General features: G+C 36.3%; 24 protein-coding genes. 7 read left to right on the top strand and 17 right to left on the bottom strand.

Annotation, left to right across the window (positions count from 1 at the left end):
* The first annotated feature begins 383 nt into the window (after positions 1-383).
* Positions 384-710 carry a hypothetical protein gene (locus tag HCB38_RS05875; RefSeq protein WP_185318724.1) on the top strand — a complete coding sequence of 109 codons (327 nt, stop codon included), beginning with the start codon at positions 384-386 and terminating at the stop codon, positions 708-710.
* A 176-nt stretch (positions 711-886) separates the two neighbouring features.
* Here HCB38_RS05875 and pgsA read toward each other — a convergent pair whose 3' ends face one another.
* The 9 genes from pgsA to HCB38_RS05830 all read right to left on the bottom strand — a co-directional run bounded on the left by pgsA (position 887) and on the right by HCB38_RS05830 (position 11078).
* Positions 887-1465: a CDP-diacylglycerol--glycerol-3-phosphate 3-phosphatidyltransferase gene (pgsA, locus tag HCB38_RS05870; protein WP_185318723.1), complete on the bottom strand. Its 579-nt coding sequence runs from the start codon at positions 1463-1465 to the stop codon at positions 887-889.
* 88 nt (positions 1466-1553) lie between these two features.
* On the bottom strand, positions 1554-2489 hold the full coding sequence (locus tag HCB38_RS05865; protein ID WP_185318722.1) for a helix-turn-helix domain-containing protein: 936 nt from the start codon (positions 2487-2489) through the stop codon (positions 1554-1556).
* A 45-nt stretch (positions 2490-2534) separates the two neighbouring features.
* Positions 2535-3266, bottom strand: coding sequence for an elongation factor P 5-aminopentanone reductase (gene ymfI, locus HCB38_RS05860; RefSeq protein WP_185318721.1), 732 nt, complete (start codon positions 3264-3266; stop codon positions 2535-2537).
* A 99-nt stretch (positions 3267-3365) separates the two neighbouring features.
* Positions 3366-4652 carry an EF-P 5-aminopentanol modification-associated protein YfmH gene (yfmH, locus tag HCB38_RS05855; protein ID WP_185637816.1) on the bottom strand — a complete coding sequence of 429 codons (1287 nt, stop codon included), beginning with the start codon at positions 4650-4652 and terminating at the stop codon, positions 3366-3368.
* A complete protein-coding gene (gene yfmF, locus HCB38_RS05850; protein ID WP_185318719.1) occupies positions 4633-5925 on the bottom strand; it encodes an EF-P 5-aminopentanol modification-associated protein YfmF in 1293 nt (430 codons plus the stop codon). Before yfmF ends, yfmH begins: the two co-directional genes overlap by 20 nt.
* Before the next feature lie 117 nt (positions 5926-6042).
* Positions 6043-6993: an ABC transporter permease gene (locus tag HCB38_RS05845; RefSeq protein WP_160463862.1), complete on the bottom strand. Its 951-nt coding sequence runs from the start codon at positions 6991-6993 to the stop codon at positions 6043-6045.
* Complete coding sequence (locus tag HCB38_RS05840; protein ID WP_185318718.1) at positions 6990-8042, bottom strand: ABC transporter permease; 1053 nt, start codon at positions 8040-8042, stop codon at positions 6990-6992. Before HCB38_RS05840 ends, HCB38_RS05845 begins: the two co-directional genes overlap by 4 nt.
* The gene (locus HCB38_RS05835) at positions 8035-9576 is read right to left on the bottom strand and encodes an ABC transporter ATP-binding protein (RefSeq protein WP_185318717.1); all 1542 of its coding nucleotides are present in this window, start codon (positions 9574-9576) and stop codon (positions 8035-8037) included. The genes HCB38_RS05840 and HCB38_RS05835 overlap by 8 nt, the downstream gene beginning before the upstream one ends.
* Positions 9577-10004: 428 nt before the next feature.
* Positions 10005-11078 (bottom strand): BMP family lipoprotein, encoded by a 1074-nt coding sequence (locus tag HCB38_RS05830; RefSeq protein WP_185318716.1) that lies wholly within the window; start codon positions 11076-11078, stop codon positions 10005-10007.
* A 353-nt stretch (positions 11079-11431) separates the two neighbouring features.
* Between HCB38_RS05830 and proG the strand changes: the two genes are divergently transcribed.
* Positions 11432-12271, top strand: a complete 840-nt coding sequence (gene proG, locus HCB38_RS05825) for a pyrroline-5-carboxylate reductase ProG (protein WP_185318715.1) — start codon at positions 11432-11434, stop codon at positions 12269-12271.
* A 37-nt stretch (positions 12272-12308) separates the two neighbouring features.
* Here proG and HCB38_RS05820 read toward each other — a convergent pair whose 3' ends face one another.
* Together HCB38_RS05820 and HCB38_RS05815 are read right to left on the bottom strand one after the other, a co-directional pair.
* Complete coding sequence (locus HCB38_RS05820) at positions 12309-14597, bottom strand: FtsK/SpoIIIE family DNA translocase (RefSeq protein ID WP_185319013.1); 2289 nt, start codon at positions 14595-14597, stop codon at positions 12309-12311.
* Between the two features lie 150 nt (positions 14598-14747).
* On the bottom strand, positions 14748-15674 hold the full coding sequence (locus HCB38_RS05815) for a YitT family protein (RefSeq protein ID WP_185318714.1): 927 nt from the start codon (positions 15672-15674) through the stop codon (positions 14748-14750).
* Positions 15675-15925: 251 nt separating this feature from the next.
* Here HCB38_RS05815 and trhO point away from each other — a divergent pair, with 251 nt between their 5' ends.
* Positions 15926-16885: an oxygen-dependent tRNA uridine(34) hydroxylase TrhO gene (trhO, locus tag HCB38_RS05810; RefSeq protein WP_185318713.1), complete on the top strand. Its 960-nt coding sequence runs from the start codon at positions 15926-15928 to the stop codon at positions 16883-16885.
* A gap of 41 nt (positions 16886-16926) precedes the next feature.
* Here the strand turns inward: trhO and fni are convergent, their stop codons facing one another.
* Both fni and HCB38_RS05800 read right to left on the bottom strand, forming a co-directional pair.
* Positions 16927-18003: a type 2 isopentenyl-diphosphate Delta-isomerase gene (gene fni / locus HCB38_RS05805; protein ID WP_185318712.1), complete on the bottom strand. Its 1077-nt coding sequence runs from the start codon at positions 18001-18003 to the stop codon at positions 16927-16929.
* Positions 18004-18031: 28 nt separating this feature from the next.
* On the bottom strand, positions 18032-18379 hold the full coding sequence (locus HCB38_RS05800; RefSeq protein ID WP_185318711.1) for a DUF1033 family protein: 348 nt from the start codon (positions 18377-18379) through the stop codon (positions 18032-18034).
* Between the two features lie 139 nt (positions 18380-18518).
* Between HCB38_RS05800 and HCB38_RS05795 the strand changes: the two genes are divergently transcribed.
* The 3 genes from HCB38_RS05795 to HCB38_RS05785 all read left to right on the top strand — a co-directional run bounded on the left by HCB38_RS05795 (position 18519) and on the right by HCB38_RS05785 (position 20031).
* A complete protein-coding gene (locus HCB38_RS05795; RefSeq protein WP_185607741.1) occupies positions 18519-18800 on the top strand; it encodes an acylphosphatase in 282 nt (93 codons plus the stop codon).
* 85 nt (positions 18801-18885) lie between these two features.
* A complete protein-coding gene (locus HCB38_RS05790) occupies positions 18886-19167 on the top strand; it encodes a hypothetical protein (protein WP_185318710.1) in 282 nt (93 codons plus the stop codon).
* Between the two features lie 36 nt (positions 19168-19203).
* The gene (locus HCB38_RS05785; protein ID WP_185318709.1) at positions 19204-20031 is read left to right on the top strand and encodes a membrane protein insertase YidC; all 828 of its coding nucleotides are present in this window, start codon (positions 19204-19206) and stop codon (positions 20029-20031) included.
* Between the two features lie 37 nt (positions 20032-20068).
* On the opposite strand, the gene HCB38_RS05780 is transcribed toward HCB38_RS05785, so the two are convergent.
* The 4 genes from HCB38_RS05780 to HCB38_RS05765 form a co-directional block, all read right to left on the bottom strand.
* Complete coding sequence (locus tag HCB38_RS05780; RefSeq protein WP_185318708.1) at positions 20069-21520, bottom strand: HAMP domain-containing sensor histidine kinase; 1452 nt, start codon at positions 21518-21520, stop codon at positions 20069-20071.
* Complete coding sequence (locus HCB38_RS05775; RefSeq protein ID WP_003719652.1) at positions 21517-22197, bottom strand: response regulator transcription factor; 681 nt, start codon at positions 22195-22197, stop codon at positions 21517-21519. Before HCB38_RS05775 ends, HCB38_RS05780 begins: the two co-directional genes overlap by 4 nt.
* A 190-nt stretch (positions 22198-22387) precedes the next feature.
* On the bottom strand, positions 22388-23806 hold the full coding sequence (gnd, locus tag HCB38_RS05770) for an NADP-dependent phosphogluconate dehydrogenase (RefSeq protein ID WP_185607740.1): 1419 nt from the start codon (positions 23804-23806) through the stop codon (positions 22388-22390).
* 144 nt (positions 23807-23950) lie between these two features.
* The gene (locus HCB38_RS05765) at positions 23951-25048 is read right to left on the bottom strand and encodes a M20/M25/M40 family metallo-hydrolase (RefSeq protein ID WP_185637814.1); all 1098 of its coding nucleotides are present in this window, start codon (positions 25046-25048) and stop codon (positions 23951-23953) included.
* Positions 25049-25166: 118 nt separating this feature from the next.
* Here HCB38_RS05765 and prli42 point away from each other — a divergent pair, with 118 nt between their 5' ends.
* Positions 25167-25262, top strand: coding sequence for a stressosome-associated protein Prli42 (prli42, locus tag HCB38_RS05760; protein WP_003722501.1), 96 nt, complete (start codon positions 25167-25169; stop codon positions 25260-25262).
* Positions 25263-25388 lie beyond the last annotated feature (126 nt).

Here is a 25388-nt window from a genome sequence, read left to right as displayed (position 1 = left end):
AATAAAGCCAACAATATAGTACTTCTAATATGCGGATAAATAAATGAATCAGCTACGTACGAGAAGCTGAAACGCCCATATAACAAGTTTTTCTTACCTTCATTCTACCACTTAGAGCTAGCACAAAGTCAAGCAGTTTGCGATGGGGTATTAAACAAATACATATGCCAATATATAATACTATGCTACTATTAATTTATGAAAACTTAATCATATTGAAGGAGAACGATTATCTATTTTTGTACAAACGTAATGTTTTATAATGATGTACGATATTCCCTAGAGAACCAAATGAAGTCGAAAACGGTAATATAATATCTATAGAAAATAATAAATAATTCAAATTTTTATAGTTATTTTATTAGATCATTTAGGAGGAAGTCATGGATACTAAAAATCATATAGACGCCACCCTTATTTTTTTAGATTCAATAAAAGAGAGACCTGGTATGTATCTTAGCAATTATAATGTTTTTTCAAATGTTTCAGATTTTATTAATGGTTATATTTTGGCATTATATAGTATTGATAATAAAATATTTAATCTAAAAAACATCTCATTATGGTATGGTAGAAATTATTATCCGCAAGCCACAAATATTATCATATCCTCCAATATTCAAAATAAATACCCCACTAAAAATGATAATGAATTGATAGAAATATATATTGATTATCTAGTTGAATATTTTAACTCATTTAAAAAATAGCTTAATTGCACTCAACATTTACCAACCAAATAAAGAACCAAGTATTTCAAAAGTTGAAATACTTGGTTCTTTGTATGGTGTATATTTTCTCAGTAAGGTTCGTATATTGTTCATACTATATGGTCTACGCCAGTAATCGGCTTTATCAGTATCTTAAAGAAGGTATGCTTTCTTATTTACATAGAGCCTTTAAATACTCCACGATTTTTGTAGAAATAGTCTATTCCAGACCATACTGCAAAAAATGCACATACATATAAGAAAATTAAGTCGACGCGGATACCTGTCCAAGCAAATGGGAAATTATTTAATAACATAAGTGGAATTGCAATCATTTGTGTGAATGTTTTAATTTTCCCAAGTTGACCAGCTGCTAAAACTTCGCCACCTTCCACAAGAAGTAGACGCAGACCTGTTACAGCAAGTTCGCGACTGATGATTAAAATAACCACCCAAGATGGGGCAATATGCATTTCTACAAGAATAATAAATGCAGCTGCTACAAGTAGTTTATCTGCCATCGGATCTGCAAATTTACCGAAGTTTGTAATTAAATTATATTTACGTGCTAGATATCCATCGAACCAATCTGTAAGGGCAGCTACGATGAAAATAATAGTGGCTACTAAACTTGTAACCGGAATGGTCGAATCAAGCCAGGAGACACTTCCCCAGTCAAATGGCACAACACATAGAATGACAAAAATTGGTATCATAAAAATACGGATAACCGTTAATTTATTTGGTAAATTCATCTTTTTCTCCCCTTTTTACATTTAAATAGTATGTAATGATAAAAATGTTGGCGAAACCTAATGAGTAGATTTCGCCATATAAAACAAATTATTCTGCATCTGAGTTACTAGTAGTATCACTTGCTTCTAAATTAATAGTTAACACTTGTTTAACTAGCGTTGGAGCAAGTTCTAACGCTTTACCATTAATTTTAACTGTCGTAACAGGTGAATTTCCAATAACAATTGAAACTGTTTTGTTATCGCCTAAATCAATTTCAGCAGTAGGGTTGGACGTGGATAGCGTTACGTTTTGAATAGTGCTTCCATTTGCATCCGATACACCAATCCAAGAATCACCAGTTGCGCTAAGGGAAAGTGTCATTTTATCCGTGTTTTTTACTGTATAACTAGTTTCGTTTCCAGATGTTTCACCTTTAGTTACTTCCACTTCTTTCGCCGTGTCGTCTGTTTTTTTAGTTGTATCTGTTGCTTTTTTTTCATCAGTTGTAGTATCTTTTTTCTCCGTGTCTTTGCTTGTGTCTTTATTTTTTGTTGAATCTTCAACTTTTACAGTCGGATTGCTTGTATCAGTTTTTACTTTCTCAGAGGAAGTATCTTGTTTATTAAGCAAGAAAAACCAAATAATGAAAAGAATAAAAACAATAAATAAAGCAATAAGAATTTTTGGTAAAATATCAAAGAAACGATTACGAGAGTTAGCCTGATTGCCGACCGATTGGGCAGGCATAGGATTTCTTTTACTTTGTACACGAGTTGGCTCATTATTTACTACTTCTTGTTGCGGTGTTTCAGGAACCTCGCTTTCAAACTCATCAAAAAGTGTTGCACTATCTAGTCCAACTGCTTCTGCATATTGTTTAATAAATGCCCTTGCATAAAATTTTCCAGGCATTACAGCATAGTTTCCTTCTTCTATCGCAATTAAATAACGTTTTTGAATTTTCGTTATTTGTTGCAAGTCGTCTAAACTGAGTCCTTTTTCACGTCTAGCTTGTTTCAGTTTATCACCGAGTTCTGTCAAAATTAAACACCTACCATTATTTCAATTTTCCACTTTTTACTAAAATTACATAAGCCAACCGCCATTTAAGCGCAAAACTTCTCCAGTGATATAGCTTGCTTTTTTGCTTATTAAAAATTCTACAGTTTCTGCAATTTCTTCAGGTTTTGCAAAGCGTTTCAAGGGAATTTCCTCACGAAGTACTTCTTTTTCATCCGCTGAAAATTGGTCCATCATTTTCGTTTCTACCGCTCCTGGTGTCACTGCATTAACAGTTATTCCAGAAGGCCCTAATTCTTGACTTAGCGCACGGCAAAAGGCGATTTGAGCCCCTTTTACAGTGGAATAAACTACTTCCATTGATGCTCCGACTTCTCCCCATATAGAACTGATGAAAACAATCCTTCCTTGACTGCTTTTCATTAGCTTTGGAATGAAGATGCGAATTAAACGCATTGGCATAAACATGTGCACATTCCATAATTTTGTAGTTTCTATATCTGTTGTGTCCTGGAATAAAGCATAGTGAGAATGCCCCGCTGCATGGATAAATGCATCTACTTGAAAAACTTGCTTTTCCATTTCTGCCAAACTTGACGCATCATCGAAATCAGCTTGAATAAGAAATACATCTATTTTTTCAGCTTGTAGTAGTGGTAATAAATTCTCCACAGCTTGTTTATTTTGATGATAATGAAGATACAAGTTCCAGCCAGCTTTTGCAAGTGATATACAAATCGCTTGACCTATTTCTCCGCTAGCGCCAGTAATAAAAGCATATTTTATATCTTTATCCAAAAAAAGGCAACCCTTTCCAGTCTATTTCTTTTATGATAGCATGACTCTGGAATTTATGCTATTTTTTATACTAAAAAAGTAAAAAAAGACATAGAACATCTATTTTTCTGGAAGCAATTGGAAACTAGTAGTACGCTCTTCGATGTCTAGGTTTTTCACGAAATTATTTACTTCTTCTAATGTAACTGTTTCCATTAAAGGTAAAATATCAAATAAAGAAGCAGATTTCATTACATATTGACTAAATTGGTTGGCAATAAACTCTGGTGAATTAAGCGAGCGTAAAAATTGTCCAATACGTTTACGTTTTACTAATGCCAAATCCGCTTCATTTAAGCCGTTTTTAGCTGCTCTTTGAATAGCTTCAATGATTTTAGTTGTTTGCATGTCTGGGTCTTTTGCATCCCCACCAACAAGGACAAAGGAAAAACTGTCTTGCAGTGTATAATCATAACCAAAACTATCATCAATGATTCCTTCGTTGTATAATTCCAAATAAGTATCAGAGGTAGTACCAAAAAGCATTTCAAGCGCTACATCACCAATAATCTCTTGTTTAATAGCAGCTCGTCCTTCTAAAGACCCGATATCTTCCTTGATACCTACCATATTTTTAGCAATTTGTACTGGAAAATGAATTTTACGTTCTTTTAAAGCAACAGTTTTTGGTTCATCTGGAAAATGGCGTTTGATTGGAGCAGCCTCTTTGAAATCTTTTTTCGCTTGATTTGCACGAATTTGGTTCATCATTTCTTCCGGCTCTAGATTACCAACAACAAACAGCACCATATTGCTTGGATGATAAAAAGTATTATAGCAAAGGTACAGCAGGTCTTTATTAATTTCTGCAATTGATTCAACAGTTCCGGCAATATCAATTTTTACTGGATGGTTGTGATACATATTTTCAATTACACCAAAGTAAGCGCGAAAATCTGGATCATCATCATACATTCTGATTTCTTGACCGATAATTCCTTTTTCTTTTTCAACTGTTTCTTCTGTAAAATATGGTTCTTGCACGAAATCGATTAATGTTTCTAAATTTTCTTCTACACGAGATGTACTTGAGAAAAGATAGGCAGTTTTTGTAAATGAAGTGAAGGCATTCGTAAAAGCACCTTTTTCACCGAATTTAAAAAATACATCGCCGTCTTCTTTTTCGAACATTTTGTGCTCTAAAAAATGAGCTATACCATCGGGTACTTTAGTGAATTCAGTTTCGCCAATTGGAACAAAATTATTGTCAATTGCACCGTAGTTAGTTGTAAAAACAGCATATGTCTTACTAAATCCTTGTTTTGGAAGAAGGTAGACTTGTAAACCATTAGACATTTTTTCATGAAATACAGCTTCTTTTACTTGTTCAAATGTGATTTTTTCCATGAAGTTCTTCTCCTCCCTTACTCAAGAAATATATTGTATCTGGCTTGATTTTATTAATAGCAGCAACTACTTCTTGTTTTGTGGCTTGTTTAATTTTTGTAATCCAATTTTCTAGGTCTAAGTTTGCTTCGCGTAAAACGTTATTATAAGCAAGTTCAATTAAACCTTGTGCTTGGTCATTCGTTTCAAGCAATTGATTAATGAGCATTTCTTTCGTTTGATTTAATTCATCTTCTGTGAAATCGCCTTGTTTCATTGCGACAATTTGCTCTTCAATAATGGTTAAAGCTTGTTTATAATTCACTTCATCAATTCCAGCTGAAATTATCATATAGCCTTTGAAAGAATCAATTCGACTGGAAGCATAATAGGCTAGACTTGCTTTTTCGCGAACATTGATAAAGATTTTGGAATTTGCAAACCCACCTAAAAGTCCATTAGCGAGTTGAAGAGAAACAAAATCATCATCTCCAAATAATGTTTCTGTTTGATAACCAAGCACTAGTTTACCTTGGTTAATTGCTTGTTTTTCATGGATGACACGAGTTTCTTTTGGTGCCTCTTTTGTATAGAAAACACCTTTTCGTTCTGGATGCGGTGAAAAAGCCATTTTTTCGATAAGCGGCATAACTTCTTCTTTTGTAACATCGCCGCAAATAAAAATTTCAATGACATCTTCTTTGATAAATTTCAAATAATATTCATATAAATCTTTTGCTGTAATCGCATCAACATCTTCTAAAACCCCTGCCGCCCCGTAGCGAAATTCATCGTCTCGGAACATTTCTTCAACTAGTCTTTTAGAAGCAAAACGAATTTTATCATCATAAATTCCTTCTAAGCTACTTTTTAGATTCTCTTTTTCACGGGCAACTATTTCTTCATCAAAAGCGCCATTTGTTGCATTTGGCTGAAATAGAGCTTGTTCGATAAAAGCAAATGCATCTTTTAAAATATTTTGTCCATCAGAGACATATTGGCCATCTATCATATCAAAAACGACAGTTAAAACATGTTCGTTTCCTTTTTTGGCTGTCGTAGTATAGAAATTTGCGCCATATAAGTTGGCTAACTGCTTTCTGAAAGCCGTTTGCGTTGGATATTTTTTACTGTTTGTTTCTAGCAAAATGGATAATAATGATCTTTTTGTGACTGTTTTTCTTTCTAATGGAGCGCGAAATTTAAAAACAATTTTATTAGATTTATATTTTTGGGTGGGAACGATTGTTAGTGCAACCGGGCCAACTTTTTCTTGAAATATTTTGTCTGTCATTATAATGCTCCTTTCAAGCAATGATCTCACTTTCCTATTGTATCCTAAGTTATTGCCACACACAATTTTCTAGCATAAAAAAACAGCCTAGAATAATATCTAGGCTGTGCTAATATTTTATTTTCCTTTAATGTAGTTAACGCCATCTGCTTTTGGAGCTTCGGATTTACCGATAAAGCCAACAAGTGCAAGGATTGTTAATACATAAGGCGCAATTTGTAAGTAAACGTCTGGAATATCTTTGAAAAATGGTAGTGAGCCCCCAGTAATTGCCAAACATTGCGCAAAACCAAAGAAAATTGCTGCTCCCATTGCTCCAAGTGGATTCCATTTACCAAAGATCATTGCTGCAAGAGCCATATAACCTTGACCGGAAATAGTTGCATGTCCGAAATCAAGCGTAAAGGATTGGGCATAAACCGCGCCACCTAGACCACCAAGAATACCAGAGATGATAACGCCTTGGTATCTCATCCAGCGTACTTTAATTCCCATTGTGTCAGCTGCAAGAGGATGTTCCCCTACAGATCGAAGACGAAGACCAAAGCGGGTTTTATAAATGATAAACCAAGATGCGATTGCAAACAGAATCGCCACATAACTCATCACCGGAATGTTTTTAAAGAAAATATCACCAATAACTGGAATATCACTTAAAACAGGAATATCCGGTTTACCAAAGTAATATTTAATTTGGTCAGTTTGGCCTTTATCATAAATTACTTTTACAAGGAATAAAGATAGACCAGTTGCTAAAAAGTTAATCGCTACACCACTGATTACGTGGTCAGCGCGAAAGTTAATTGTTGCAACGGCATGAACAAGTGAAAATAATCCCCCAACAAGCATCGCCGCAATAAGTGAAATCCAAGGAGTTAAATTGCCGAAAGTATCTTGGAAAGTAAGGTTAAAGACGATAGCAGAGAATGCTCCCATAACCATCATACCTTCTAGTCCAATATTAACCACACCGCCTCGTTCTGAATAAACGCCCCCGAGAGCAGTAAAAATTAGTGGGCCTGCCATAAGCAGTGTACTAGAAACAATTGTCGCTAAAATGGCTGTCATTCTGCTTTCGCCCCCTTCTTAAATTTTGCCATCGCCCAGCGGATAATGTAGCTGGATGCCACAAAGAAGATAATCAGAGCGATAATTACATTGACTAATTCGTTTGGAACGCCCGCAACTGCTGGCATGTTTAGTGCTCCGACTTTTAGAGCGCCAAACAAGATAGCAGAGAAGACAATCCCAATTGGAGAACTTCCTCCGAGTAATGCAACGGCAATACCGTCAAAACCAATCCCAGGAGAAGAAGTTAAGACATAAGCCGTTCCATATGTTCCGAGGCCTTCCATTACGCCACCTAGACCAGCGAGCGCTCCGGCAATAACCATAGAAAAAACAATTGTTTTCTTTACACTCATACCGGCATATTGCGATGCATTTTCGTTAAAACCAACTGCTTCGATTTCATAACCAAAAGTAGTTTTATTTAACATTAACCAAATAATAAGTGCAAAACCAAGGGCAATTAAAATCCCCCAATGTAGTGACGAATAATCTGTCATTGATTGCAATAATTCAGATTGTAAAGACGCAGACGCATGAATTTCTTGTGTTTTATCTAAACCGTCTGTAAGTAAATTTTGTACGACATAGTTGAAAATATACAGTGCTGTGTAATTAAGCATAATTGTTACAATAACTTCATTTACACGTAAAGTTGCTTTTAAAATACCTGGAATGAATGCCCAAAGTGCTCCAAAAACCATACCAGTAATAATCGCAAGTGGCAAATGAATCCATTTTGTTAAACCATCAAAGTTTACAGCGATGATGATAGAGCCTAACCACCCCATAAGCATTTGACCTTCTGCACCAATGTTGAAAAGTCCAGCTTTAAAGGCAACTGCAACAGATAGACCAACTAAAATGTAAGGTGTAGCTTGGCGGATTGTTTCACCAATATAGAAATTTTCTCCAACGACACCTTCTATAAGCGCTGAGTAACCAGCAATTGGGTCATATCCAAAAATAAGCATGATAATCGCACCGCAGATAAGTCCAAGAATAACGGCAGTAACTGGGATAACTAATGCTTGTAGTCGTTTAGACATGCTCTTTCTCCCCCATTTCCGCTTCCTGTTTGGATGAACCAGCCATCATCAGACCAAGTTCTTGCTCCGTTGTTTCTTTCGGATCAACAATAGCAACGATTTTCCCTTCGTAAATAACCGCAATACGGTCACTAACATTCATAATTTCATCTAATTCAAACGACATAAGTAAGACAGCTTTTCCATTATCTCGTTGTTCAATCAAGCGTCTATGAATGAATTCAATTGCACCAACATCTAGTCCACGTGTTGGTTGAGCCGCAATTAAGAAATCTGGATTACGGTGTATCTCCCTTGCAATAATCGCTTTTTGTTGGTTACCACCAGAAAGTGATTTTGCTGCTACGTATTCGCTACTTGCACGAACATCGTATTCTTCAATTAACTCACGTGCAAAGTCATACATTGCTTTATGATTTAAGAACCCTTTACTAGAAATAGGTTTCTTATAGTACGTTTGTAAAGCAATATTTTCTCCAAGTGACATCTCAAGTACTAAACCATGTTTATGACGATCTTCTGGAATATGTCCTAAACCAGCTTCTGTAATTTTACGTGGCTTTTTATTCTCAATGTGTTCACCATTTAGAAGAATGCTTCCACTTGTTACTTTAGAAAGACCTGCAATTGCAGAAATGAGTTCACTTTGACCATTACCATCGACCCCAGCAATTCCGACAATCTCGCCTGCTCGAACAGTCAAATTAAGTCCACGGACACTTTCGACACCACGGCTTTCTTTAACAACTAAATCTTTTACTTCTAAAACGTCTTTCCCAGGAGTTGCAGCGATTTTTTCTGTTGTAAAAACGACTTCACGACCAACCATTAAATTAGCTAAATCTTGCGGAGTTGTTTCTGGGACATTTACTGTACCCATGCCTTTACCACGGCGGATAACGGTTACCCGATCACAAACATCCATAATTTCTTTTAATTTATGTGTAATTAAAATAATTGATTTCCCTTCTTTAATAAGAGAACGCATGATTTGAATCAATTCTTTAATTTCTTGGGGCGTTAAAACAGCTGTTGGTTCATCAAAAATCAAGATATCAGCACCACGATACAGTGTTTTTAAGATTTCCACACGTTGTTGCATTCCGATAGAAATATCGCGGACAACAGCATTTGGATCAACTCGTAAACCATAACGGTCAGAGATTTCTTTAATTTCTTCTACTGCTTTTTTCTTTTCGATAACGCCGAATTTGCTTGGCTCTTTACCAAGGATAATGTTTTCTGCAACCGTAAATTTATCCACTAACATGAAATGCTGATGGACCATTCCGATTCCAAGCTCATTCGCTTTGTTCGGGCTATTAATATTTTCTTTCGTACCGCGAACACGAATTTCTCCACCATCTGGTTCATATAGACCAAACAAGACGTTCATTAGCGTAGATTTTCCTGCGCCATTCTCACCTAACAAAGCATGGATTTCGCCCTGCTTTAACTGTAAGGTGATGTTATCATTTGCTACAAATCCAGAGAATTCCTTCCTGATTCCTAACATTTCAATAACAAAGTCCACTTCTTCACTCCCCTTGTCGTCTAGTTCAAACTGGAAAAACAGCCACACGCGCGATTCTCTCGAAGGACGCCGCCTCTCCCCGTACTTCCTTCCAAAGAAGGTTCCGAGTTTTTTATCCGTTTGTTGTTCAATGACTTTTTCTCAAGCGCTTTGGTATGTTTCTAACTACATTTATTATACCAACTATGTACGAAACTCTGTCTTCATATTTTAAGCGATTAAAAAAGCCATCTCCTTATTTTATTTCTAAATGGCATTCATTGCAATCATAAATTCCAATATACCGATTATTTTCTTTGAGTAAAAGGGTTTACCTATCATATTAAAACGCTTACAAATTATTTTTTTATGAAAGTCGGTACAATTAATACCGACTTTCATAAAAGGTTTTACTTCGTTCATATTACTCAGTTTTTATAATTATAAAATCAAGGTTTTTCTGGAACTTTAATGTCCCCATCAACGATTTTTTGTTTGTATTCTTCTACCTTAGCTAAAACATCTTTAGAAATATTATCTTGATGCTCAGAAAGACCTACAGCATTTTTATCAAGACCATATTCAATTTTAGTTCCACCAGGGAAATCTCCAGCTTTAGTACGAGTTGCAAGGTCATCTACAGCGATATCAACGCGTTTGATTTCAGATGTAAGTGTTACATTGTAATCTTTGCCATCATTTGCTGTAACTTTTCCTTCGTCCCATTGGTCACGGTCAACACCGATTACCCAAACAGCACGGCTAGGATCTTTTTTCTTCAAGTTTTTAGCTTCTGCAAAGACACCATTACCAGTTCCGCCGGCAGCATGGAAAATCACATCAACTCCGCTTGAATACATGGAAGAAGCGATTTGTTGTCCTTTATCTGCTTTTGCGAAATCGTTTGCATATTGTACATCGATTGTTGCATCAGGATTAACAGCTTTTACACCAGCAGTGAAACCAGCTTCAAAACGGTCGATAACTGCTCCTTTTACCCCGCCAACAAATCCAACTTTATTTGATTTTGTTGTTAAGCCAGCTACAACGCCAACTAGGTAAGAACCATCATTATCTTTAAATCCAATACTTACTACATTATCACGGTCATCAATTGTGTCATCAACAATAGCGAATTGATTTTTAGGTTTTTGTTTAGAAACTTCTTCAATTGCATCTTTCAGTTTGTAACCAATTCCGTAAATCAAATCATAGTCGCTACGAACAGCAGTGTTTAAGTTTGTTTTGTAGTCTGCTTCAGAAGCTGATTGCAAATAGTTATAACCATCTGTACCTTTTTTCATGTCGTTAGCTTTACCGAATTTTTGTAAGCCTTCCCATGCTGATTGGTTAAACGAACGGTCATCAACGCCACCAGTATCTGTAACCATAGCTACTGTAAAATCTTTACTGCTCTTATCATCGCCACTTTTTTTATCGTCGCTGCTCGAACCACAAGCACCTAGGATAACGCCAGAAGCAATAATCATTGATAGTGCTAAAGCAAATGTACGCTTTTTCACCTTAAAACCCCTCCCGAGAGATATAATGTTAGTCAGAGCTTTCTGTCAAAACAAACATTCAGGCGCGTATTAAAAAATTATGTATGGTCCCTTTTTCGGAAAACGCACAAAAACATTTAACGTCTTCTCTAACTGTTCTTAATATAACATGGAAAATAAAATAAATAAATAACCAACTTCAGAAAATTTTAATGCAAATGAATTCAGAAAATTTAATTCTGTCGGAATCATTCGATTTCAAGCTTATCCTTAGGCAGAAGCGCGTTAACGTGAAAAAGCAAACAATCTAATTTATTTGCAATCCTTTTTTGTTCCCTTCATAATAAAAGCTAACGAAGAAAGGCGGGATGAAAATGACAAAAATAGGTTTTATCGGTTTTGGGAGTATGGCAACGTTAATCGCGACTAAATTGATTGAAACAAAAGTTTGTACTCCAGAGGAAATCATCCTTTACTCTAGTTCTGCAAACGACCATTTCAAGCAATTTTATGATAAATATCCTACAGCCGAATTAGCAGCCAATGAAGCTGAAGTTTTTACAAAAGCAGATCATAGTTTTATTTGTAAATTACCTTTAGCCGTTTTACCCCTTATTAAAGATTGTGAAGCTGTATTAACGGCAGACCGACATGTGATTTCAATTGCGGCCGGAGTTAGTACCTCTGACATTTTGGAAATCTCTCCTAATTTACAAGTAAGTAAATTAATACCTTCAATCACAACAGTAGTTGGTGTTGGAACTACCTTAATTTCACACGCAGATACTGTTTCGGAAACGAACAGCACTTGGTTAGAATCCGCCTTTGAAAATTTGGGGCATGTGATGACAATTCGAGAGGAAAATATTGATATTGCGAGTGACTTAACGAGTTCCTCCCCTGGCATTATAGCGGCTATTTTCGAACAATTCGTGGAAGCAGCTCTTCGCAGGTCAACTTTGTCAGATGCAGAAATTTTTCAAATGATTAATTTTGCTTTAGCTGGGACTTCTAAACTTTTAGTGGAGGAAGATTATACGTTTAGCGGCTTAATCGACCGTGTTGCTACAAAAGGCGGGATTACTGCTGAAGGCGTTGAACTTAGCAAAAGCAACTTACCTTCTTTCTTCGATGAATTACTTGACCGTACTCAAGGAAAATATGCTACAAGTAAAAAAGAAATTGAAGCTCAAAAACGAGATTTACTTTCTTAAAAAAGAGGTTGCGACCAAAATCGCAACCTCTTTTTATTTATTCTATATCTGGAGGAAGTTCCACATTGACTCGTCGTGGTTTACTACCTTCATGGGGTCCAACTACTCCTCTTTGTTCCATTTCATCAATTAATCTTGCTGCCCGGTTATAACCAATTCGGAATTTTCGTTGTAACATCGAAACGGAAGCTGTTTGCATTTCTACAACAAGTTCGACTGCTTCATGATAAAGCTCATCTGTTACTTCCCCTTCAACGTCAGGAATATCATCAGGAATCATTTCCTCGTTGTACTGCGCTTTTTGTTGTGAGATAACATAATTAACCACATCTTCCACTTCTCTATCCGACAAAAAGGCACCTTGAATACGAGTTGGCTTACTAGAGCCAACTGGAAGTAACAACATGTCTCCGCGACCTAGTAGTTTTTCCGCTCCGCCCATATCAAGAATTGTTCTTGAATCTATCGAGCTCGATACAGCAAATGCGATTCGAGAAGGGATATTCGCTTTAATGACTCCAGTAATTACATCCACAGATGGACGTTGAGTCGCGATAATCAAATGAATTCCCGCGGCACGTGCCATTTGTGCAAGTCGTGTAATTGCATCTTCTACATCGTTAGAAGCAACCATCATTAAGTCTGCTAATTCATCTACTATCACAACTATAAATGGTAATTCCGGTTGTTTTTCTTCGTTAAGTTCATTATGTTTTTTTACGTAATCATTATAGCCTTGCATATTTCGTGTGCCTGTATGCGAAAACAAATCATAACGACGCTCCATTTCAGCAACTACTTTTTGTAAAGCTTGAGCTGCCTTTTTCGGATTAGTAACAACTGGTGCTAGTAAATGCGGGATACCATTATAAACATTTAATTCAACCATTTTTGGATCAATCATCATCATTTTAACTTCATGCGGTTTAGCTCGAAGTAAAATGCTCGTAATAATACCATTAATACAAACAGATTTACCACTACCAGTTGCCCCGGCTACAAGTAAATGAGGCATTTTATCAAGGCTCGCCATCATCGCTTCACCTGAAATATCCCTACCTAGAGCAATTTGTAATTTTTCATCTGGATTATTTTTCGGATTATTTTCTAATACTTCCCGTAAAGAAACCATTGCTACATTTTGGTTTGCCACTTCAATACCAATTGCTGATTTACCAGGTATTGGCGCCTCAATTCGAATATCTTTCGCTGCTAAAGCAAGTGCAATATCATCACTTAAGGAAACAATTTTACTCACTTTGACTCCGACAGACGGTTGGACTTCATATTTCGTAACGGCTGGTCCAAGATGCACTTGAGTGATTTTAGCTTTCACTCCAAAACTCTCAAAGGTGTCTTCTAATTTTTTCGCATTAACTTTAATTTGGTCGTATTCTTTACTTTGATCAGTTACTTTGGCAGGTTCTAAAATATCCACTGACGGTAATTGATATATTTCATTTTCAAAAGATTCTTGTTGGAACATTTCTAAATCTTTTTCTTTTACTTGGGACTCTGTTTTTTCTTCTAGAGGAGCTTTTTCTTGTTCTACTTTAGAACTAAAATTCGAAATAATTGGCGGTGTTTTTTCTTCTTTTGAAGGATCAATCGGTTGACTTACCTCGATTACTTCATCCGCTTCTACTTCTACTAATTTTTCCGCTTTCTTTTTGTCTCGTTTAGCTTTTACTTCTTTACTTTTTTCTGTAGCAGCCTTTCCTTTTGAAAATAAGTAGCGAACAAATTCAGTAATTTTTGAGAAAAATTGGCGTACAGAAATACCTGATACGAGTGAAAAACCATAAATAATTAAAAGAATGGCGATAATATTAGTCCCCAGTCGGTCTAATAAGAAATAGGTAGCCGAAGTAATAACAGCTCCAATCATTCCTGCACCAACAAAACCTACTTGATTTGGTCTAAATAAATTTTCTAGCACTAATTTCCATGTACTGGAAACAATAGGCGCATTCGCACCTAAATTATGGATGATGAAATACATATGTATATATGTTAAAAATCCTAAAACTATTAGATAGACACCTACTAACCGTTTGTTAAAAAGCTGTGGTCTCTTTCTTCTGATTAGCATGTATCCGCCAAAAATAACAATTCCAGAAAGTAATACATAACTAAGAAGACCAACAAACAGTTCAGCTAAGGCAAAGAAACCTCTGCCAACAAAACCTAATTGTAAAATCCCGATTATTCCTATCGCTATCAAAATAGCGCCAGTTATTTCTAAACGAAAAGAAGCAGATTTTTTCTTTTTTGAACGTGTGGACGATTTCTTTCGCCCAGTCGTTTTTTTCTTTTGTGTCGCCATTTCAAGTCCCACCCATTCCTTTTTTGCTTGTTTTATTATAGCATATCTATTCATTCTGTCGCTCATACTCTAGCCCTATTATACAAACAAATGTTTCCTTTCGTCAAAAAACCACATATCTCAAGTAGGAGATATATGGTTTCTGCTTTGTTATAGGTGCGGAGTTTTCGTGTTCATCAGTTTTCCGCCGCGGACTTCTGACATGCTTCCCCCAACAGCTAAGAAGGCTTCTGGATCTATTTCATCCAGAATGGCTTTCACTTTTACTTCTTCAAATCTAGAGACGATAACGAAAACTACTTTTCTTACATCACCGGAATAGCCACCAGTTGCATCTAAGTATGTGACACCTTTTCCAAGCTGCTCCATAATTTCTGCGCCAATTTCCTCGTAATAACGACTAATAATAAAAGCACTTTTCGATTCATCTACACCTTGAATAACAATATCAATTACTTTATACGCTAAAAAGTATGTAATTAATGAATACATCGCTCGGTCCCAGTTGAACACAATTCCTGCAACGATAAAAATAACAATATTAATAAACATAATAATTTGCCCTGTTGAAAATGGTGTCCGTCCGTTGATGATAATAGAAATAATTTCTGTGCCATCTAGCGCCCCGCCATTACGAATAACAAGTCCTACTCCAAGTCCAAGCGTCATTCCACCAAAAACAGTCGCAAGTAGTAAATCATCTGTCACAGGATCCATATCATGTAAGACGAGCGTGACAATCGACATAACTGCAATTCCGTACAAAGTAAACAGTGCAAAAACTTTTCCGATTTTCCGGTAACCAATAATGAAAAATGGAATATTAAGTACAAAAGTTAAAACCCCTAAAGGTAGCGGTGTTAACTGAGAAATAATAATGGAAATACCAACGACTCCACCATCTAAAATTCGGTTATTTACAAGGAAAAGTTCTAATCCTACCCCCATTAAAATCGCCCCAAAGGTAATCATTAGAAATTTATAAACAAACCACTTCAATCTTTTTCTGCGTTCTTGTTTTACTTTTTTTAAAGCTAGTTCTTCCATAAACGATTCATTTATTTGCACATAGCTCACGCCCAATCCTTACTTCATTCTTTATTTTAGGCAATGAAAACATGAATAGTTTTCATTAACAAAATTTTCGCTTCATATTTAATAAGTATACCATAGCTGTTTTGTACTTGTACATATAGTTAACTATAAGAAGTATTTATTTTGCGGTTCGGTTACTTGCCAGTCTTAATTTGCTATAGTATAGTATTAATGCGCAAACTTGTGGAGAATTTTTCTTACACATGAAATACATTTTGAAGGGTGATAAGATTATGAGTGACTATCAAGTGTTGTTATATTACAAATACACAACGATTGATGATCCAGAGACTTTTGCAAAAGAGCATCTTGCTGCTTGCAAAGAAATGGAGTTAAAAGGTCGAATTTTGGTGGCTACTGAAGGGATTAATGGCACCGTTTCGGGAACAGTAGAAGCAACAAACAAATATATGGATTATATGGCAAATGACGCTCGCTTCGCTGATATGGTATTTAAAATTGACGCGGCTGATTCCCATGCTTTCAAAAAAATGCATGTCAGACCTCGTGCTGAAATTGTTAGTTTAAGTTTAGAAGAAGATGTTAATCCACTTGAAATTACAGGGAATTACTTAGAACCTGCCGAATTTCGTGAAGCACTACTAGACGAGGATACGGTTATTTTAGATGCTCGGAATGATTATGAATTTGATATCGGTCATTTCCGCGGTGCAGTTCGTCCAGACATTCAGAACTTCCGTGAACTACCAGGCTGGATTGAAGATAATCGTGAGCAACTTGCTGACAAAAAAATTGTCACTTATTGTACTGGCGGCATTCGCTGCGAGAAATTTTCCGGTTGGTTGAAAACAGCTGGATTTGATGATGTGAGTCAACTTCACGGTGGGATTGCCACTTATGGTAAAAATGAAGAAACAAAAGGTGAGCTTTGGGACGGTCAAATGTATGTCTTTGATGAAAGAATCGCCGTTCCGATTAACCAAGTAAACCCTACTATTGTCGGAAAAGATTACTTTGATGGTACACCTTGCGAACGTTATATCAATTGTGCAAATCCATATTGTAATAAACAAATCCTAGCTTCCGTCGAAAATGAAGAAAAATATTTGCGCAGTTGTTCGCATGAGTGCCGCGTTCACCCAGCAAATCTTTATACGAAAGATTTATCTAAAGAAGAATTTACTGAACGCCTTCAAGTAATTGGTGAAACTTCGCCAGAAATGGTTCAATAAGCATAAAAACCAGCTTTGCTAAATAAATAGCAGCTGGTTTTTTATTTTCTATTTGCAAGTTGAACCATATCAATTCCTCGTAATTTACCCCACTCAGCTAGTTCTCCACTTATGATTATAGAGGTTTCTTTTAGCTCCCTAATATTTTTCGCATTTGCTAACACGAATAAACCACGTAATTGTTCTTTCCAGAATTCTAATTTTTCAATGGTTTTTAAGACGCCATCTTTTTTGAGTGAATAAATTACTTGTCCAGCCATGCCAACGCTATCTGCTCCGAGCGCTAATGCTTTCACGATATCTAATGGATTTCTGATACCGCCAGATGCTAAATAAGCGATTTTTGGAGCATCTCTGTGTTGCATGTCTAGTAAAGCTTGTCCAGTAGAAACGCCCCAGTCAAGCAAAAAGTCATAAGCTTGATCTCGGCGGCGGTCATTTTCAATTTTAGCAAAATTTGTCCCACCTTTTCCAGCCAGATCTACTGTTTGAACGCCGATATCAGCAAGCGTTTTTACTGTTTCTCGTGTCATTCCGAAACCAACTTCCTTTACGACAACTGGTACTGGAGAGAGTTTGACATACTCTTCTATTCTAGTTAACCAGTGACTGAAAGACCGGTCTCCCTCTTGCATAACTAATTCTTGTGCTGGATTAATATGAATTTGGAGAGCGTTTGCCTCTAACATATCGATTGCTCGAAGTCCATCTTGAATGGCTACTTCTGGACTAATGTTTGATAGAATCACCCCGTTTGGATTGGTTTCTCTAACAATTTTATATGTATCTATTAGCGAACTATTTTTTAAAGCTGCAGATTGTGAACCAACGGCCATTGGAATAGCTACTTCACGCGCTATTTCGGCAAGTTCGGCATTAATTTTTTTCGTGTGCCGACTTCCTCCTGTCATTGCATTAATATAGAACGGGAATGGAACTGTGGTCCCCAAAATAGTAGTTTTTAAATCAATATCTTTCACGTTATAGCGCGGTAGAGAAGTTCCAATCAGTTGCAAATCCTCTAAACTAGACGGCGCTAATTGCTCATTTTGTTTTACCCCAAGAGCAACGTGTTCATCTTTTCGACGTTCTCTTAATAAGTCATCGTTCTTCTGCATATATTAATCCTCCAAATTTCTTTTCACCTCAAGCAAACGTTAAAACTTGTTTAAAAATCGTTTCTTTTTCTTCTAGAGTTGGCTGATATACTTCTCCTTCAAAAAATAAAATCAGCCCATGAAATGTTTGAATATCATCTTCACAATCCTCGCAGTACTCTACTTCTTCTTCATTCCAAGCTGCTAACAAACAATCTTTTTTTGTTTGATGTTTGGGATAATTTTGCAGTAATGCTTCTGCTAGTTCTTGGTACTTCAGAAAAGCTGCTTCTTTACTCGAAAAAGAGAATTCCTCTTGAATAGATGTTTCCCACTCTTCGAAAAACCACCAAGGCTCGTATTCTCCTTTCGTTAGATAGACATTCCATTTTGTCATATCAAAAACTCCCAACAGTAAATATAATACACTTATTATAGCATAAGCTTTCCTGAAATACTGGAATGCAAATTTTTGAAAGTAACACCAAAAAAAGATACACTAGTAGTAAGGAAAAATAAAAGGAGTTGGTTTCGCCATGGCTAGAGATACAGCGATTTTGAGAGTAACTGGATTTGTGCAAGGTGTTGGATTTCGTTACACAACCAAACACGTCGCTTACAAATATGATATTAGTGGAACAGTGAAAAATTTAGAGGATGGTTCCGTAGAAATCCATGCAATTGCGGAAGAAGAAAACTTAAATAAATTCATTGATGCTATTAAGAAAGGCCCTTCACCTGGTTGTCGTATCGAACATGTTTATATATACAAAGGCGCCCCTGTAGAAGAACGAAAAACATTTGATATCGTTTACTAAAATCCCAAAATTAGTAGTTGTGCTATCGCTCTTTTTGCATTATAGTTAATGAGTATTAAAACATTGAAAGGAGCGACTGCGTGGCATGATTTCCATTTTGCAAATTTTACTTGAACCAGAATTCATTTCACTCACAGTGACGTTTTTATTAATGTTGACGATTTTCAGTTATTGGTCAGCAATTACGTTATTAAAACCGAAAATGGTGCTACCCGCTGACGCTACCTGCTTAAAGCCAGTTAAGACTTTACTTCGAGCATGTTTTGTTAGAACCTCACCTAATTTTGTTATTAATTGGTTGGCTATAACTCGGAAATGTAGCGCTATTACTGATGATGAAGACAGTTTTTCATTTTCCAACAGATGAAATAATTATTTTACTATTTAGGAGGAAAATGAAACATTGAAAAAGAAAAATATTATTTTAATTAGCGTTTTACTTGGTGCTTTACTATTACTTACAGGTTGTAGTTTGGATCCATCACAAAATACAGATGGTTTTTTCAGTACCTACCTTATTCAACCATTTACTAGCTTTATTATGTTCGTTGCATCGTTTGTAGGCGATAATTATGGAGTCGCGATTATTATTACAACTTTACTTATTCGCGCACTAATTATGCCACTAAACTTACGTACTGCTAAAGCGCAAATGGGTATGCAATCCAAAATGGCTGTTGCTAAACCAGAAATTGATGAAATTCAAGCTCGTTTAAAACGTGCTACATCGAAAGAGGAACAAGCAAATATCCAAAAAGAAATGATGGCTGTTTATTCCAAGTATAATATCAATCCAATGCAAATGGGTTGTTTGCCATTACTTATTCAAATGCCGATTCTGATGGCGTTTTATTATGCTATTCGCGGCTCTTCCGAAATCGCTAGCCATACATTTTTGTGGTTTAACTTAGGTTCACCTGATATGGTTCTTGCGATAATCGCTGGGCTTGTCTACCTAGCACAATATTTTGTTTCGATGATTGGCTATTCACCTGAACAAAAGAAACAAATGAAAATTATCGGCTTAATGTCACCTATTATGATTTTATTTGTCTCCTTCACAGCTCCTTCTGCTCTAGCTTTATACTGGGCTGTCGGCGGGCTCTTCTTAGCTGGCCAAACATTACTAACGAAAAAACTGTATATGAATAAACATCCAGAAATTAAAGTAATGGAACAAGAAGAAAAAGAATTCGAGCAAATCGTGGAAGAACAAAAGAAAGAAAAATAAAAAAAACCCGCAACCTCGTCATAAGGTTGCGGGTTTTCTATTTGGATTTTGGTTCAATGTAAGGAAGTGTAATTTTAATCGTTGTACCTTTATCTGGTTCACTAACCGCATTAATCGTTCCTAAATATCCCTCGACTAATTGTTTAGCAATCGCAAGTCCGAGACCATTACCACCTTTCTCGCGACTTCTAGCTTTATCTACACGATAAAAACGATTAAATATCTTATCAATCTCTTCCTGTGAGATACCTTCCCCGTAATCACGCACATCAATATGGATTTGCTTTTGCTCTTTATAGACATGCATATCCACTTCCGTTCCATCACCTGAATATTTCACGGCATTATCCATAATAATAATTAAAATCTGCTCTAAATGATTGTGCTGAATAAGCGCTCGTAAATCAGTATCATCTTCTTTTAAACTAAAAGTGAAATTTTCATACATCACTTCAAAATTACGCCTTACTTGCTCTACTGTTGCATTTACATCCGTAATTTGTAATTCTTTCGTTTGCGAAATCTGTTCTGCTCTTGATAAATCGAGCATTTCTTGTACTAATTTTTTCATACGTTCTAATTCCGTTAAAGAAGCATTTAGCGATTCATCCAGTACCGCAGGGTCATCTTTTCCCCACCGAGTTAGTAATTTCAAGTGCCCTTCCATGATTTGAACTGGCGTCCGAAGTTCATGAGAAGCATCTTCAACGAATTGCTTTTGCTGTTCAAAACTAGTTTCGATTCGGGTCATCATATCATTAAAAACAACGGTCAATTCGCCAATTTCATCTCTGGAATTCGTTTTCGTTTCGATTCGTTTTTGAAAACCATTTTTACGAATATCATTCATAGTTCGAGCTAGACGAGTTAGTGGGTTTAAGAAATTTTGTGCTAGTAAGTAGCCGAGCATCCCACTAATAAAGAGCGCCACTGCCCCAAGTAAGATCATCGTAACTAAAAGCCGGTCCATCATCCGATTATAAGAAGTAAGCGGATTTACCACCTGTGCATAGCCAATAACAGTCGTATTATCATCTGCTACAATCGGCATTTGCGCCGTCATCATCTTCTGCCCATCGATTGTTGGTTTGTTCATTATAAACTTATCTGTCCCGCTAACAAAATACTGTGAAAAATCAATGCTAGTAATATCTTGATTTCTTGAAAAATAATATTTATTAATAAAATGCCCATCTTTATCATATAAATTAATCACTTGATCTTGGAGTTTGCGGTTAACGGTTTTATCATTATTGAATAAATATTTAATTTCCTCATTATCACTCAGATCTTGATTCGTTAATGTACTTGTTGTTGCTAGAAGCAGTTCTTTTACTTCTGGTTCTTCTTCATTTAGCAACATTTGCCCAATTCCTTGGTAAATGGCATAGGAAAATAAGAAAAAGGTTAGAAAAATTGCTGCACTAGCTCCAAAAGTCCATTTAAATTTCAAAGAACGACTTTTTAAGGAAAATGGGCTAGTCGTCATGTACGCATCACATACCCTGTCCCGCGAACTGTTTGGATGTAACTTTCTTCGTCAGGATGATCAATTTTATTTCGCAAGTAACGAACATACACATCTACTACATTCGTTTCTACTTCCGTTTCGTAACCCCATACTTTGTTGAGTAATACTTCTCGAGTAAGAACGATATTGACATTTTCCATTAAAGTAAGTAGTAGTTCATACTCGCGTTTTGTTAAATCAATAATTTCTTCATCGCGTTTTACAATCCGATTTTCTTTTTCAACGATTAAGTTGCGGTATTGTAGCGTTGTTTGTTTAGCTGATTGTTCTGCATTTTCTACCCGGCGTAACAACGAACGCAGACGTGCAAGTAATTCTTCAATCGCAAATGGTTTAACGATATAATCATCTGCTCCATGATCCAGTCCAGATACACGATCAATCACAGAGTCACGTGCGGTTATCATAATAATGGGTGTTTGTTTCACTTGACGTACACGACGACAAACTTCTACACCATTTAAATGTGGCAACATTAGATCGAGTAAAATAGCGTCCCATTCTTCATTTAGTGCGAGTTCCAGTCCAGCACGTCCATCATTAGCGACCGCTGTTTCATAGTTTTCATGCTGAAGTTCTAGTTCAATAAAGCGCGCTAAGTTCTTTTCATCTTCTACGATTAATATTCTATTCATTTGGCCTAACCCTCTCTTTCGGTCATTACACTACATTCCTATTACTATTGTAACGAACTTTAGCTCAAAAACAACTAATAACAGCGCATAAATAGATATTTTCACTATTTTTTAGCACTTTACCATGATTTACTAATTCAAATCTCATAAAAAAGGCACCCACTCATTAAAGTGGATGCCTTATCTTTCATCAATCTTCTACTTCTGGCCATTCTGTATGGAATACACCTGGTTTGTCAACTCTTTCATACGTATGAGCGCCAAAGTAGTCGCGTTGAGCTTGAATTAGATTTGCAGATAATACTTCAGAACGATAGCTATCATAATAGCTGATTGCTGCAGTAAATGTTGGTACTGGAATACCAGCTTTGACTGCTTCTGCAACAACTGTACGTAGATCGCCTTGGTAGTTATGGGCAATATCTTTGAAATAGGGATCTAGTAGTAAGTTTTTAAGGTTTTTATCTTTGTTATATGCATCAGTAATTTTTTGTAAGAAACGAGCACGGATAATACAACCAGCGCGGAAAATTTTCGCGATTTCGCCGTATTGTAAGTCCCAATCGTTTTCTTCGCTAGCTGCTCTCATTTGTGCAAAACCTTGTGCATAAGATGCGATTTTGCTGAAGTAAAGCGCGCGACGAACAGACTCAACAAATTCTTTCTTGTCGCCTTCAAAACGATAATTAGATGGTCCAGATAAAACAGTACTTGCATAAACGCGTTCATCTTTAAGTGCAGAGATGTAACGAGCAAATACAGATTCGGTAATTAAGGAAAGTGGAACGCCTAAGTCAAGTGCGCTTTGGCTAGTCCATTTACCAGTTCCTTTTTGTCCAGCTTTATCAAGAATAACGTCGACAATTGGTTTGCCTGTTTCTTCGTCTTTTACTTTTAGAATATTTTTAGTGATTTCGATTAAATAGCTATCTAATTCCCCGTTATTCCATTCTTCAAATACGTCAGCAAGTTCATCATGGCTTAATCCGCCAATTTCTTTCAAAATAGTGTAAGCTTCTGCGATTAATTGCATATCGCCGTATTCGATACCATTATGCACCATTTTAACGTAATGTCCGGCACCATCTGGACCAATATAAGTCACACACGGTTCCCCGTCTGCTACTGCAGCAATTTCACGTAAAATAGGTGCTACCAGGTCATATGCCTTACGTTGACCACCTGGCATGATAGAAGGACCTTTCAGCGCGCCCTCTTCTCCGCCTGATACACCAGTTCCGATGAAGTTAAATCCTTCTTCACTAAGTTCTTTGTTACGACGAATCGTATCTTTGAAGAAAGCATTACCGCCATCAATTAAAATATCGCCTTCATTTAAGAAAGGTTTAACTGCTTCAATCATCATATCTGTAGCATCGCCAGCTTTTACCATAATAAGGATACGGCGAGGCACTTCAAGAGATTCGACAAATTCCTCTAAACTATAAGTTGGTACTAATTTTTTGTCCGCATTTTCTTCCATAACTGCTTTCGTTTTTTCAGTCGAGCGGTTAAAGATAGATACTGTATGACCGCGGCTTTCAATGTTTAGAGCCAAGTTCCGACCCATAACGCCCATTCCTATAACGCCAATTTCTTGTTTTGCCATTTTGCACTTCTTCCTTTCCGGTTTATTAAGGCAGAAAAATCTGTCTTACTTCAACATGACACATAAAAGTATCAACATCATTTACTATATCAAAGAATTGCTTCTTGGACAATGAATCAATCCGAATTATTTGACTTTTTTTCACTAATTTAGTTTTCTGAAGAGAATTTTCTCATTTTTTGCGGATTCAGCTAAGTCAATGATGAGTTGTGTAAGTTTTTCTAACTGTTTTACGGAAATAGTTTCTTTTTCTGAGTGTGCATTTTCATATCCTGCTGATAAGAGCATGGTTGGAATGCCTTTTTCATTTAGCACGTTCGCATCTGTCCCACCCTCTAAAAAGATTTCCCTCACTTGTAATGATTGTTTTCCAGCTGCTTTTTGAAAAATATTCATTAGCGGATGCTTGGAGCGAATTTGGTACCCTTCATAAATTAATTTTGTATCATTCGACAAGAGAGCACCGTATTTCTCACAAGTTTGCGCAAACCGTTCTCTAATGAGTTGAATATGTAAAAGTGCTTTACGAAAGCTTGCCGCTGAGGTGAAAAGAACTTCTAATTGAGCATCTTGTTGATTTTCATCATTTATCCCACCAGAAAAAGACTGAATTTCCCACTTGTTTTCGCGGTCAATTCTGCCTGGTCGTGTGGCATGTAACGCCATTCTAGCTATAGAAATCGGCGACATTTGAGCGGCATCAGAACTTGAGATAGTAAATTCTAATGCAACTAATGTATTTGCTTGAAGTTGGTAATTTCCGACTTCACCTGGTGCATCTAAACAGTAACCGTATGCTGCTGTAATTTTTTCTTCTGGAAATAATCGCATTCCAATCATGCCAAGTTCTTCTTTCGCCGTAAAAATAAATTCGATTTCCCCATGAGGCGTTTGTTCTACACAAAAATAATCAATAGCCGCTAACATAGCTGCTACTGCTGCTTTATCATCCGCACCTAATGAAGTGCCTTCCCCTGCCGTAAATATATCCTGCTCCACTTGAAAAACTGGTGCTATCGCATTCGGATGGGTATCTACATGACTACAGAAAAAAAGCGTTGGGAATTTCTCTTTAGTAGCAGGAATTCGCGCAATTAAACCATAATTTTCATCCAAACTATATTCGATGTTTAATTTCGCTAGATGTTTTTTTATATATGTTAAAATGGCTGTTTCATTTCCAGAAACAGATGGAATTTGGATTAATTCAGTAAAATATTTTTTTACATTGGATATCAACATTTTTTCACCTACATTCTTCCTATTTGCTTAAAAAATAAATAAACCACTTGAAATTTACTGTAATTATAAGTAAGATGGATATATCTGAAATGCTTTATGAGAGGAGTTTTCTTCCGCAATGACTAATAAAAAAGTAGTTCGCGTTGTCGTTATTTTAATGTTAATCGCGATTGTATTATCAAGTGTTTTAACCGGGGTATTAATGTTTTTATAAATATCCGACGTCTGGGCCGATTCGGTTCAGACTTTTTTTATTTTTCTCCTCAAAAAAAGAGCAGCACCCGAAAGTACTACCCAAGACATCTAGGGAGTTTAGGGGTATGGATCTAGATGTACTAAA

The sequence above is a fragment of the Listeria farberi genome (assembly GCF_014229295.1).
In the GTDB taxonomy this organism is placed as follows: Bacteria; Bacillota; Bacilli; order Lactobacillales; family Listeriaceae; genus Listeria; species Listeria farberi.
The sequence above is the reverse complement of the archived record's forward strand: the minus strand, read 5'-3'. Positions and strand labels throughout refer to the sequence as shown.

Coding starts and splice junctions, on each gene's coding strand:
- HCB38_RS05800 (WP_185318711.1), bottom strand. CDS start 18,379: ATGACAAAATGGAATGTCTATCTAACGAAAGGAGAATACGAGCCTTGG.
- yfmF (WP_185318719.1), bottom strand. CDS start 5,925: ATGACAGACAAAATATTTCAAGAAAAAGTTGGCCCGGTTGCACTAACA.
- HCB38_RS05840 (WP_185318718.1), bottom strand. CDS start 8,042: ATGTCTAAACGACTACAAGCATTAGTTATCCCAGTTACTGCCGTTATT.
- HCB38_RS05790 (WP_185318710.1), top strand. CDS start 18,886: ATGATTTCCATTTTGCAAATTTTACTTGAACCAGAATTCATTTCACTC.
- HCB38_RS05775 (WP_003719652.1), bottom strand. CDS start 22,197: ATGAATAGAATATTAATCGTAGAAGATGAAAAGAACTTAGCGCGCTTT.
- HCB38_RS05795 (WP_185607741.1), top strand. CDS start 18,519: ATGGCTAGAGATACAGCGATTTTGAGAGTAACTGGATTTGTGCAAGGT.
- pgsA (WP_185318723.1), bottom strand. CDS start 1,465: ATGAATTTACCAAATAAATTAACGGTTATCCGTATTTTTATGATACCA.
- HCB38_RS05780 (WP_185318708.1), bottom strand. CDS start 21,520: ATGACGACTAGCCCATTTTCCTTAAAAAGTCGTTCTTTGAAATTTAAA.
- yfmH (WP_185637816.1), bottom strand. CDS start 4,652: ATGGAAAAAATCACATTTGAACAAGTAAAAGAAGCTGTATTTCATGAA.
- fni (WP_185318712.1), bottom strand. CDS start 18,003: ATGCAGAAGAACGATGACTTATTAAGAGAACGTCGAAAAGATGAACAC.
- HCB38_RS05875 (WP_185318724.1), top strand. CDS start 384: ATGGATACTAAAAATCATATAGACGCCACCCTTATTTTTTTAGATTCA.
- trhO (WP_185318713.1), top strand. CDS start 15,926: ATGAGTGACTATCAAGTGTTGTTATATTACAAATACACAACGATTGAT.
- gnd (WP_185607740.1), bottom strand. CDS start 23,806: ATGGCAAAACAAGAAATTGGCGTTATAGGAATGGGCGTTATGGGTCGG.
- HCB38_RS05765 (WP_185637814.1), bottom strand. CDS start 25,048: ATGTTGATATCCAATGTAAAAAAATATTTTACTGAATTAATCCAAATT.
- HCB38_RS05845 (WP_160463862.1), bottom strand. CDS start 6,993: ATGACAGCCATTTTAGCGACAATTGTTTCTAGTACACTGCTTATGGCA.
- proG (WP_185318715.1), top strand. CDS start 11,432: ATGACAAAAATAGGTTTTATCGGTTTTGGGAGTATGGCAACGTTAATC.
- HCB38_RS05820 (WP_185319013.1), bottom strand. CDS start 14,597: ATGGCGACACAAAAGAAAAAAACGACTGGGCGAAAGAAATCGTCCACA.
- prli42 (WP_003722501.1), top strand. CDS start 25,167: ATGACTAATAAAAAAGTAGTTCGCGTTGTCGTTATTTTAATGTTAATC.